This is a genomic window from Thermoplasmata archaeon (assembly GCA_038874435.1).
Taxonomy (GTDB): domain Archaea; phylum Thermoplasmatota; class Thermoplasmata; order Lutacidiplasmatales; family SKW197; genus SKW197.
Map to the genome: position 1 here is coordinate 1 of JAVZCK010000011.1, position 12,135 is coordinate 12,135.

A 12,135-nucleotide genomic window follows, 5' to 3' on the forward strand; every position below is an offset into this window, starting at 1 on the left:
ATAGGGGTGTAGGCCGGGAAAAAATCAGTAGGTTTCCCGGTAGTATGTCCACATCAATTCCCTTTCTAATGGTTTTTTGGGTAGTAGTGAGTATCTAGCTTTTCCAACTTCTTCGGAGATACTGAAATCACCGAAAGGTTTAAATTTGAGTGTCAGTATAAACGAAAAGGGGAAACCATGAGAACATATGTAAAACTCCTGTTCAATAGCGAAGGTAAACCTCCTCTTGAGGTAGTCAAGGACATGCGGAGCCTTGGGTTCAGACCAGAAGTCGGAGAATTTGATTTCTCCATAGGATGGAAACTTCCATCAGAGTATGGCGAAATAGTCACAAATTTACATAAAATGCTTCACGGGAGCAAGGTTCTGTACTCTCTTGTAACTAGAGAAGAGGATTAACTTCTTTCTGATGATTTTTATTTTGATTTTTTCATCTCTTGTTTAAGGTGCAAAATATGAATGCTGAAGAACTCTATGCAATTTGTAAACGCAGGGGATTTTTGTGGCAATCTGCAGAAATTTACAGCAGTATATCTGGCTTTTACGATTATGGGCATCTCGGTGCAGCATTAAAAAGAAATTGGGAAAATCTCTGGCTTAGATTTTTTCTTTCGCTTAACGAAAACTATCATCTAATAGACACTCCCACCATAATGCCTGAGGCGGCGTTAAAAGCATCTGGCCATGTGGACCTTTTTACAGACTATCTTGTCACATGTAAGAATTGCAGTCAGCCATACAGAGCTGATGCATTGATTGAGGAAGTAACAGGTATTTATGCAGAAAGCCTGGGTGCATCTGAACTGGATGCCAAAATCAAGGAGCTAAAAATTAAATGTCCCAGATGTGGGCATGAGGAATTTACAGAAGCCAGGCCATTCAACATGATGTTTCCTGTTTCAATTGGAGCAACTGGCAAGGATAAGGGTTTTCTCCGTCCTGAGACCGCCCAGGGAGCTTATCTCAACTTTAACAGAGAGTTTGAAACCTGTAGGAGGAAATTACCTTTAGGGCTTGCGATAATAGGCAGAGCTTACAGAAACGAAATTTCGCCAAGACAGGGACTTTATAGATTACGCGAACTAATTCAAGCAGAACTTCAGATATTTTTTGACCCTGAAAAATTCAACCAGCAATGTGAGTGTAGGAAAGTCTCCGAGAAACTATCAGTTGTGCTGGTTTCCCATCGCCCTGAAACTAGGTATTACACTGCAAGAGAATTGATGGAGTTTGGCCTGCCAGAATTTTATGTCTTTCATATGCTCCAAATCCAGAAATTTTACACTGAAGTTCTAGGTGTGCCTTTACAAAAATTCAGATTTTTTGAGAAATCCGAAAAAGAGAGAGCATTTTACAATAGGATTCACTTCGATGTGGAAGTTGAAATGGGAAGTTTGGGTGGTTTCAAGGAAGTTGCAGGTTTGCACTATCGTGGTGATTATGACCTCACAAGACACCAAACAATGAGTAAGGTGAGCCACGAGGTCAACATTGATGGAAGAAAATTTGTACCCCATGTGCTTGAGCTAAGCTTCGGTGTAGATCGGAACATTTGGGCTCTCCTCGACCTTTTTATGGAAAGAGAAAAAGACAGAAATGTGCTCAAGCTTAAGCCTTATCTATCTCCCTATCATTGTGGTATTTTCCCGCTTTTTAAGAAGGATGGACTAGATAAGGTCGCAGTTGAGATTTACGAGAGATTGAAGAGAGATTTTAGGGTTTTTTACGATGATTCTGGCTCAATTGGGAGAAGGTATGCGAGAATGGATGAGATTGGCACACCATTCTGTATCACCGTGGACTATGAAACAATCCAGGATGGTGAATTGAAGGATACGGTAACGATTAGATTTAGAGATACCACTAACCAGGAAAGAGTGAAAATTTCACAACTCCCAGAATATCTGGGTAAATTTTTATTGCCGTCATAGACATCTTTATTAACAATTTCTGCTTTCTCCTTCACAGGCGAATGTTAAAAGGAGTTGGGAAAATGGTGGATAATACAAAATATGTATGTCAGGTGTGTGGATATATCTATGACCCTGAAAAGGGTGATCCGGATGCGGGAATTCCCCCAGGCACAGCATTTGAGGATTTGCCTGATACCTGGGTGTGTCCAGTTTGTGGAGCTAGCAAATCATCCTTTGAGAGGATGTGAGTATGCCAAGAAAACTTGTTGATGGTGTCTACGAGGTTGGAGTTATTGACTGGGACAGGAAACTCTTCGATGAACTCATTCCGCTTCCTCATGGCACGAGTTATAACGCTTACCTGATTACTGGCTCAGAGAAAACTGCGTTGATAGATACTGTGGACACTGGTAGAGCAACAGAATTGCTTGAACATATTCACTCGCTTGCGGTAAACTCAATCGATTATGTGATTGCTAATCATGGAGAGCAGGACCATTCTGGCAGCATACCAGAGGTGCTTGAGGCATTTCCAATGGCAAAGGTTGTGACAAACCAGAAATGTAAGGAGTTGCTGAAGGCACTACTTCATGTTCCTGATGAAAAATTCATTGTTGTTGCTGATGGCGAGAAACTCTCGCTCGGAAACAAAACGCTCACATTCATCCTCGCCCCATGGGTTCACTGGCCTGAAACAATGCTCACCTATCTTGAAGAAGATAAGATTCTTTTTCCCTGCGACTTATTCGGCTCCCATTTAGCAACCAGCAAGTTGTTTGTGGAAAGCAGATGCGGTATTGAGGAACATGCTAAACGCTACTATGCAGAAATCATGATGCCGTTCAGAAACAACATTGTCTCGCATCTGGAAAAATTGAAAAAGTTTGATATAAAGATGATCGCACCAAGCCATGGACCGATGCACGCTAAACCAGAGGTTATTCTGGAGCTTTACAGAGAATGGGTTTCTGAAAAACCAGCAAATAAAGTACTTGTCCTATATGTTTCTATGCACGGAAGCACAAAAAAAGCGATTAACTACTTCGTTGAAAAACTTGTTTCAACTGGAATGCAGGTGAAACAGATTGATTTGGCTCATGCAGACATTGGTGAAATTGCAATAGAGCTCGTAGATTCTGCAACTGTAATTCTTGGAACTCCGACAGTGCTCGCAGGTGCCCATCCTGCTGCCGTTTATGCAACCTACTTACTCAATGCTCTACGCCCAAAGACAAAGTTCGTTGGTTTAATTGTTTCTTATGGCTGGGGTGGGAGAGCGATAGAGCAGATAAAGGGCATGCTTACAAATATAAAACCAGTTTTGCTTGAGCCAGTTTACATTCACGGGTTGCCTGCAGAAGCGGACTATCGTGCGATTGATAAGCTTGCAGAGGAGGTAAAGCATCGTCATGAAACTGAACTTTAGGGTCAAACACCTCAGTTCCGCTGAGGTGATGACAGAAAAAGAAGAAGAGGTGAAAAAATGACAGAATTGGGACAAATATATAAATGCCAGATATGTGGGAATATAGTGGCTGTGGTCCACGCAGGGGCTGGAAAACTTGTATGCTGCGGCCAGCCAATGACCTTGATGGAGCCAAAGAGAGAAGAGCAGGGAAAGGAAAAACATTTGCCAGTGGTGACGAAGACAGCGACGGGAATCCATGTGGCAGTGGGTTCTGTTGCCCATCCAATGGAGGAGAAACACTACATTGAGTGGATTGAGGCAATAACTGAGAAAGGCACTTACATAAGACATCTAAAGCCAGGGGATAAGCCAGAGGCCGACTTTGAGATTTCTGAGAAAGTACTTGCAGTGAGGGAGTACTGCAACATCCATGGACTCTGGGAAACAAGATTGTGAGGTGGTAGAGATGGAAGGAAAAATGCCTTTGCTCGGTGAGAATTTGCCTCCAATGGAGGTGAAAACCACACAGGGAATGATGAAACTACCAGATGCTTTCAAGGGCAAATGGTTCATACTGTTTAGCCACCCTGCTGACTACACGCCAGTTTGTACAACAGAGTTTGTGGCTTTCCAGAAGAGATACGAGGATTTCAGAAAACTAAATTGTGAGCTTATTGGCTTGAGCATAGACCAGATTTTCTCTCATCTCAAGTGGCTTGAGTGGATACAGGAAAAACTTGGTGTTGAGATAACCTTCCCGCTTATTGCCGACGATGTGGGCAGGGTCGCAAACATGCTTGGCCTAATCCATCCAGCTAAAGGGATGAGCACAGTTAGGGCCGTGTTTATTATTGACCCGAATGGAATAATCAGAGCAATTCTTTACTATCCACAAGAACTTGGCAGAAATATGGATGAAATTCTGAGAATGGTAAAGGGGTTGCAAACTGTGGACGCAAATAAGGTGGCAATTCCCGCAAACTGGCCAAACAATGAGTTGATTGGGGACAAGGTGATTGTCCCTCCAGCAAGCACGATTGCAGACAAGAAGAAAAGAGAGGAAAGCAAGGCAAAAGGTGAAATAGAGTGTTTTGATTGGTGGTTATGCTACAAAAAATTGTGAGGTGGTAAAAATGAAGAGTTTGAAAGGCACAAAAACGGAAAAAAACTTGCTAGCTGCGTTTGCTGGCGAATCTCAAGCCAGAAACCGTTATACCTACTTTGCCTCTCAAGCGAAGAAAGAGGGCTACGAGCAAATATCAGCAATCTTTCTGGAGACGGCTGACAACGAAAAGGAGCATGCAAAGCGATTGTTTAAGTTTCTGGAAGGTGGCGAGGTCGAAATCTGCGGTGCTTTTCCAGCTGGGAAAATCGGCACAACTGCGGAGAACCTGAAAGCGGCGGCTGCTGGGGAAAACTATGAACACACGCGCATGTACCCGGAGTTTGCAAAAATTGCTGAAGAAGAAGGATTTTCAGAGATTGCAGCAGTGTTCAGGGCAATTGCAAATGCAGAGAAGCAGCATGAGAAAAGGTATCTGGGCTTGCTAAAGAACATAGAGGAGGGCAAGGTTTTCAAAAAGGACAAGCCAGTTAAATGGAAATGCAGAAACTGTGGCTATATCCATGAGGGCACTGAAGCACCTGAGATTTGCCCCGCATGTGCACATCCAAGAGCATACTACGAACTTTTGGAGGAGAACTGGTAAAACAAAAACTATTCAAATTTTTTTCTAGCATTTTTTCGTAGAAATAGTGACTCAAAAACTGCCATCTACCACAAACAATTTTAATGGGTAAGGTTTGCTCAAAACCATGGAAATCAGCCAGTGCACTTTCTCAAAAAAAGACAGGAACTGCACTCTCTTCATTTCCACTGCTGGCTGGATTTTTGACGCTTACGACATCGTGCTCTTCTCAATTCTCAGCATCTACATCCTGCCAGCTCTCAATGTCACATCTCAAACATACTCAATTATTTTCGGTGTCCAGCTTGCAACTACTGCAGTTGGAGGTGTGCTCTTCGGCATCCTGGCTGACAAGATTGGGAAGCGAGAAGCCCTTACAATTGATTTTGTGGTCTACTCCCTCTCAACCATCCTGATATTTTTCTCCTATGACTGGCTATCTCTCTTGTTCGCAAGATTTGTCTCTGGTTTGGCTATCGGTGGGGAATGGGGTATAAGTTCTTCATTGCTCAATGATGTCTTGGGGAAACAGCACAGGGGACTTGGATTTGGCATCCTTCAATCAGGCTGGAGTGTCGGTGTTGGTGCAGCAGCCCTTTCAGCAAGGTTCGTGGCTGAAACAATTGGCTGGAGGTATTCCTTCCTCATAGGTGTACTTGCTCTTCTCCTTGCCAGCTATGTTTACTTCAATGTGCCCCATATCTCTCCAAAACTTCACAGCTTCAGGAAAGCACTGAAAGGTGTGGCTCTAAAACCGCTGGCTGTTGCGCTGTGCGTTTCAGTTCTCGGCATGTATGCATTCTATCTGGTATGGACCTGGCTACCCAGGGAACTGGTGAATTCAGGCATTCTCACCAGTGAGCAGATGTTCATCTTCATTGGACTTTCTGCCATAACCAATGGTTTAGGCCACATTCTTTTCGGACATCTATCTGATAAGTTTGGAAGAAGGAAAATTTTTGTATTATATACAGCTATTTTTGTGGTCGCTCTTCTATTAATCCTTTTCATCGTGCGAAAACCGTTGCTTGTGCTTGGTTCCCTGCTTTCTCTTCAGTTTGCATGTGGCTTTTTTGCTGGTTTTGGTCCCGCCTTTACAGAAATTTTCAGAGAAGACCTGAGAACAACAGGTACTTCTTTTATTTACAACACGGGCAGAGGTATCTCTGGCCTTCTGATAATGATAAATCTCCTTGGCGCCATCTCAGCAATCTTCAATCTCAGTATCCTCGCAGCCACCGCTGTTGCCTCGATCTCCGTAATTCTTGCAGCAATCCTGTATCAGCGGCTCTAACTTATACGATTGGCACAAACTTTATGTTTGGTGTCCCGAGCAATTCATCCGCCACAATTGCATATATTATTGTTCTTGGTTTGATTCCATAAATGCAGGGTGTCCTGTCTATATCTAGGATCTTGAAATATGTGTCAGCCATGTTTATGATTTCCTGAGTAACCTTCAAACCTGGCTTGAGTAAACCAATCCCAATATCCTTTGAGACCTTTATTCTAGCAACTCCACTGAACAAGCTTTTGATGGCTGGTGCATCTCCCTGGATGTATTCTAGGGCATCGAAGCCAGTGTATTCTATTATTGGTTTGTTTTCCTTACCTCTGATTGCCATCTCATTTTCCCGCCAAGTCCGTATCATTTCCTCTCTAGTCTTCGCAAGTGGCATTACATATGGATAAGGACTGGTTGCAGAGAAGTAGTCAGCGATTCTCACATATTTGTTGAAGAGTTCCTCAGAAACATACCTTGTTATCTCTTTCTTGAAACTCTCAGGATGCTCACCACCAGGCAGCACTGCAATGATGCCTCTTTCCTGCTTAAGGAAGTTTAACATTACTGGAATGAGTACAGCATTGTATTCCTCACTCCCTACATTGTCTGCAATTTCGAACACATTGTAGGAACCCTTTCTAAACCCACCACTCAGCAATCTATCCATATCAGGAATTCCAGTGCTGTAGTAGTTCTCTTTGTCGTACTGGATGTTCCACTCTTTTTGAGAGGGTGGTGGATAATATGGTGTAAAGCTTGTGAACCTTCCATTTCTTAGTGTAAGTAGATAGTACGGCTGCTTAATTTCAGTAGCTCTCAACTTTTCCAGTGTTACATGTCTCACACGTTTCCTGTCAATCTCTCCTCTGCTCAAAGTAATCAGACCATCAACTAGATATTCAAGTCCACCTGCCTCTGGCTTTTCTAGAACAAATACCACATTGGTATTGGAGTTCTCTACAAGGTCCTTCTGGATTGTCATAACAAACTCTTCCATTTCAATCCCGTATTTGTGAGTGATGCCTTCAACGCTATCTATAACGAGCGTGGCTTTGTCTGGTAGCACATGCTCTATTCTCGCATAAATTCTTTCAATTTCTGGCATTCTATTCTGCTCTAGGAGTACAGTTAACCTCGTCCTATCTACTTTTGTTGGAGGGCCTCTTTCCTGGGAAATTGCTTTAAGAAACTCCTTTGCTGTCTCAAGCCGTTGTTCCTCCTCTGGTGGCACTTTTACCTCCTCTTCTTCAGAGGGTTTGTATAGAGCTTCAAGCAAAATTCTAGATGAATCAATTATCCTCCCACGCATTTCTTTTTCTTTAAGCCATGGAAATTGGGTATACAACGCATCATCAGATACCCTTGTAGAGAGGTAAAACGACTTATCTGGTTCTGCAAGTTCTTCAAGCATCTGAAGTGCAAATGTGGTCTTACCAGTACCTGCACCACCCTTTACCATCAAAGACCTACCGCCAGGCTTCTGAAAGAATTCTACGATTTCTTCAGGGATTGATATCTGTTTTGCCATTTGGACACCCCTTGTTTTTCTCCTATATTACAAACTTATTTATAATCTTTCTCTTGAGTGTGCAAGCGGCACATCTTTTTTTTTCTTTAAACAACAGATACATTCATAAACTCCTACCTATAAGCCTATTCCCAATGCGTATAAAGTTTCTTGGTGGTGCGGACGAAGTCGGTTCGCTTGGCATGGTAATGGACACAGGGAGAGAGCGGATGCTCTTCGATTATGGAATCACGCCAGATACACCCCCAGGTCTCCCACTTCCTTCGCCTCATGTTGACTGTGTATTTTTATCCCATGCACATATAGACCATTCAGGGATGCTTCCTTGGATATCAAATCGGTATGAGTGTGAGATTTTTGCAACGCCTCCCACGATAGACGTAACTACACTCCTTCTGGAGGATTCCCTTAAAATCTCCGAGATGGAGGGCTATAGCTTGGAGTACGGTTTGAGGGACATAAGAAAAACCACTTCTCTTATGGAACCAGTTACGTTTGGAGAAACCATTGCTATCAACGATACGGAGGTGACTCTACACGATGCTGGCCATATACCTGGAGCCACTATGTTTGAAATAGTGACCAACAGGGTTTCATTGTTCACAGGAGATCTTAATTTAACCCGGACTAACCTGGTGAATGGCGCGAAGCCAGTTAAATGTGACTATCTCTTCATTGAGAGCACTTATGCTGGGAGAAATCATCCACCAAGGGAGAAAACAGAGTATGGCTTCCTTTCAAAGATAGAGGATATTGTGGATGCAGGTGGAACAGCGCTTGTGCCTGCATTTGCTGTGGCACGAACACAAGAACTTTTGCTTACGCTTGCAAATACTGACTACGAAATCTGGTTAGATGGCATGGGTTCAAAAGTTAGTAAAATTTACCTTGAGCACCCAGAGTATCTAAGAAATGCAAAAAAACTTAGAAATGCATTAAAAAATGTAAATGTGGTTAGGCATGAAGGAGATAGAAAGAGAGCAATGAAGGGAGAAGTAATTCTTACAACGAGTGGTATGCTAGATGGGGGTCCAGTTCTTGAATATCTTGAGGTAATCAGGAGAAGGGAGAATTGTGGTGTTCTCCTTACTGGTTATCAGGTTGAAGGGACTAATGGAAGATCTCTCCTTGAAAAAGGGAATGTTAAAATTGCAGGAGCTGAAGTGGAGGTCAAAGCCCCTGTTTACTTCTTTGATTTTTCAGCACATGCCGGCCACGACGAACTTCTGAAATTTATTGAAATGTGTGACCCAGAAAAGGTTGTTCTAATGCATGGAGAGTCAAGGGAGGAGCTAGCAAAAGTTATAGAAGGAAGAGAGGTTATCCTGCCTGTTAGAGGTATAGAATTTGAAATTTAGGGTTTGTATCTTCTTTTACTTTTGAGATAGAACAATGCAGAAACTCCTATGACGGCTACTACCCACAGCATTGTCTCAAACCCAGGTGTAATTTTTCCAGGTGCATGTGGTGTAACCCCGATTTCGTTACTCCAGTCGGAAATACCAAAATCATTTTCAGCGCATATCTTATAGAAATAGGTTTGTCCATTCACCACATTTGTGTCTTCAAATCCTTCAGCACTCGTGTTTCCTATCAGTGAGTATTCTCCACCTTGCTTGTCACTTCTGTATACATGATACACTTTTGCACCAGTTGATACTTCCCACCGTAAAATAACTTTTCCGTTCAGACCTTCCCCTGTTAAGTTCATTGGTTTTTGTGGCAGATTCCCCACTATCATTTCAAATTCCGAAAAACTATCTGAGTACCCTTGCTTCCGTACATGTGCATAAATTTTTATTTTCGTCTCGAAGTCCAGTGAGGGTATTTTTATAACGCTTATAAACCTGCCGTTGAGGTCGGTAAGTCCTGATGAGGGCGTAAAGTTGCAGTTCATGTCGGATGTTAGTGAAATATTTACTCCAGTTACAGTGTTGTTTTCAGATTTTACGATAATAGTGAGGTCAGTAGAAGTATTAGCCAGTGCTTTATCAACACATGAAATATTTACCTCAAGAGTTTTTAATGGGTTAACGGTTATATCACACCAGCCAGATCCATCAGCAAAGCCTGTTTTTGTCGCATTCACATGCACTCTGAAGACTGTCTGGTTCTCCACAGTTGGAAAGCTGATTACAATTGTTGTGGTTCCATTAACATCAGTGGTCTTTACACTTTCCGAGAGCATGGCATAGGGTTCCACTGTAAAGAAGAGTATCGCCTCTCCAACAGGTTTCTCACTAGAGTGGACTACAACAACCACAGTGGTGTTTTCTCCTCCGTAGAGAGCATAAGCTTCAGGGAAAAGATTTATCTGGAGGTGTGGATATTCAAGGATGTTTATTGGAATTCCAATCGTTTTTGTCACGAAGCCTGGGCGTAGAATTTTTACAGATATATTTTCGATGCCTGGCTCATTCCCACTTGTATAAGTACCAGATAGTGCACCATTCTCATCTGTGTAGCTCAGAGCTGTTACATTGCCAAGTGTCGGGAAGAATTCAACGTACGCATTTGGAATACCAATTTCAAAACAGGATACATAAATTGTGAAGGAAACATACTCATTTGTGTAAATTTCCTGCGAAGAAATGTACCACGTTACTGAAAGTGTCTGGGGAATAGGGTTTATTGCAAGGGGATAATTGTCATAGGAACCACTTTGCCCGTCAATAGGATAAGGAAAATCTACTATCGTGTCATTGTTTGCATCCAGGGACGTCCAGTCGTCCCAGAAGTTCCCACGAGTGCCAATGTACCAATTATTTTTTACACCGTTATCAGAGCACTGTGTCATACCATAGTGATTGAGCAAAAATGCGTTTTCAGCAATCGTGTTGTTTGTAGAACTTGCATCAAGTGTGATTGCATAGTGAGTTGTGCCGATAAACAGGTTTCTAGATATAGTAGTGGTTCTAGAATTTACAAATTTGATTGATATATCATTTCTAATAAATTTTGAATCTCTTATCTGTGAGTTTTCTGTGGCCATGAATGAAACTGCTTGGGTGTTGGATTTAAGGGTTAGGGAATTCAGGCCGATGTTTGTACTCTGGTGTCCTATAATCCCATATGTGCTGTTTTCAAAAATTGAATTTGAAACAGTAGCAGCAGTTGTGGATACAAACGAAATGCCAGTACTTGCATTTGTAAATCTCGAGTTCTCTACAGATAGACTTGTCGAATCTAACATAATCACGCCGTTATCCACATCACTGGCGGAGATCTCAATTAAATGTATATTTGTAGAACCAATACAGTAAATTCCGTTTTCTGCTGACCTTAAAGAAATTGAATTTAAGTTAATCCTTTGGCAATTTGCAACCTCAATTAGCACATCTCCACTACACATGGTGGTGTTAGAAATTGTGGAATCTGTGGTCGAGGCAAGAATAATTTCTCCGTAAGTGCCAGAAATTGTCTGGCCCGTCTGATTTTTTACATATAGAACTCCCTTTCCGTTCACAGTATTTCCAGTAATTGTATGAGTGTTGTAGGCCCAGTTTTCTTCTCCAATGAGGAGAAGGCTGCAATTATAGAAAACATTATTCTGGATTGTCACAGCACAGCAGTCCTCTAATGAAAGGGCATAACCTTCATCCGTTTCAAAATTACATCCTGAAACTTGGGAATTGTTTACGCCGATCAAACGTACACCCGAGTTCAATATTTCTAGATTTGAAATTTGCAGATTCTCTGACTGGGCAAGCACACATGCTGCATTTGTGTTGTTTTTGAAATTTGAATTCTTCAAATCTATTTGAGATACACCGAAAAAGTTCAGTCCAAAGTTGCAATCTGATGCAGAAATAGATGTGATGACCACATTTGATACACCAAAAATTGCAAAACCAGTCATTGTATTTTTTACTGTCACATTCTCGATTCTTGCATTAGTCAGATTGGTAAGATAGACACCATAGAAGCTGGAGAGATTTTCTGCCCAGATTGTCACGTGTCTTATTACAAAGTACAAGCTCGTATTTGCAACCCAGATCCCATGGGCTTCGCTGCAGCTTATTTCCCAATTTTGAATTACATAGGGGTCTGTGGGGGTACCTGAACCTCCTACAACACCATTTGCATAGGTAAAGTTAGAATTACCGTCTATATAGATGGGTGTGTGGACAGCTCTAGTATCGTATCCTGTGCTTGAAATCCCATATAGACCCGTGGGGGTACTCAGCAGAATTCCTATAAATAGTATGATACTCACTTTCATGGATAAATGTAATATCAAGGAAGTTAATAAATGTTGGGAGTGGTACCCGAAAAATGCAGATTTTGGTAGGTTGAATATTTCCAGTCGATGT

Annotated in this window: 11 protein-coding genes; 9 read left to right on the forward strand and 2 right to left on the reverse strand. The window is 42.0% G+C overall.

Annotated features, from left to right (window positions below):
- Nucleotides 1–177: 177 nt before the first annotated feature.
- From QXD64_05520 to QXD64_05555, 8 genes are all read left to right on the forward strand, one after another.
- Nucleotides 178–399 carry a hypothetical protein gene (locus QXD64_05520; GenBank protein ID MEM3396773.1) on the forward strand — a complete coding sequence of 74 codons (222 nt, stop codon included), beginning with the start codon at nt 178–180 and terminating at the stop codon, nt 397–399.
- A 56-nt stretch (nt 400–455) separates the two neighbouring features.
- Nucleotides 456–1,931, forward strand: coding sequence for a glycine--tRNA ligase (locus QXD64_05525; GenBank protein MEM3396774.1), 1,476 nt, complete (start codon nt 456–458; stop codon nt 1,929–1,931).
- A gap of 62 nt (nt 1,932–1,993) precedes the next feature.
- Nucleotides 1,994–2,161 carry a rubredoxin gene (locus QXD64_05530; GenBank protein ID MEM3396775.1) on the forward strand — a complete coding sequence of 56 codons (168 nt, stop codon included), beginning with the start codon at nt 1,994–1,996 and terminating at the stop codon, nt 2,159–2,161.
- Between the two features lie 2 nt (nt 2,162–2,163).
- Nucleotides 2,164–3,339: an FprA family A-type flavoprotein gene (locus QXD64_05535; protein ID MEM3396776.1), complete on the forward strand. Its 1,176-nt coding sequence runs from the start codon at nt 2,164–2,166 to the stop codon at nt 3,337–3,339.
- A 57-nt stretch (nt 3,340–3,396) separates the two neighbouring features.
- Nucleotides 3,397–3,777, forward strand: a complete 381-nt coding sequence (locus tag QXD64_05540) for a desulfoferrodoxin (GenBank protein MEM3396777.1) — start codon at nt 3,397–3,399, stop codon at nt 3,775–3,777.
- A 10-nt stretch (nt 3,778–3,787) separates the two neighbouring features.
- Nucleotides 3,788–4,444 (forward strand): peroxiredoxin, encoded by a 657-nt coding sequence (locus QXD64_05545; GenBank protein MEM3396778.1) that lies wholly within the window; start codon nt 3,788–3,790, stop codon nt 4,442–4,444.
- A 10-nt stretch (nt 4,445–4,454) separates the two neighbouring features.
- Nucleotides 4,455–5,030: a rubrerythrin family protein gene (locus tag QXD64_05550; GenBank protein ID MEM3396779.1), complete on the forward strand. Its 576-nt coding sequence runs from the start codon at nt 4,455–4,457 to the stop codon at nt 5,028–5,030.
- Between the two features lie 106 nt (nt 5,031–5,136).
- Entirely contained in the window at nt 5,137–6,303 is a 1,167-nt protein-coding gene (locus QXD64_05555; protein MEM3396780.1) for an MFS transporter, read from the forward strand.
- 1 nt (nt 6,304) lies between these two features.
- Here the strand turns inward: QXD64_05555 and gvpD are convergent, their stop codons facing one another.
- Nucleotides 6,305–7,822 carry a gas vesicle protein GvpD P-loop domain-containing protein gene (gene gvpD / locus QXD64_05560; GenBank protein MEM3396781.1) on the reverse strand — a complete coding sequence of 506 codons (1,518 nt, stop codon included), beginning with the start codon at nt 7,820–7,822 and terminating at the stop codon, nt 6,305–6,307.
- Between the two features lie 134 nt (nt 7,823–7,956).
- Between gvpD and QXD64_05565 the strand changes: the two genes are divergently transcribed.
- Nucleotides 7,957–9,180 (forward strand): MBL fold metallo-hydrolase, encoded by a 1,224-nt coding sequence (locus QXD64_05565; GenBank protein MEM3396782.1) that lies wholly within the window; start codon nt 7,957–7,959, stop codon nt 9,178–9,180.
- On the opposite strand, the gene QXD64_05570 is transcribed toward QXD64_05565, so the two are convergent.
- On the reverse strand, nt 9,177–12,044 hold the full coding sequence (locus QXD64_05570; protein MEM3396783.1) for a NosD domain-containing protein: 2,868 nt from the start codon (nt 12,042–12,044) through the stop codon (nt 9,177–9,179). The two genes, QXD64_05565 and QXD64_05570, sit on opposite strands and share 4 nt — an antisense overlap.
- Nucleotides 12,045–12,135 lie beyond the last annotated feature (91 nt).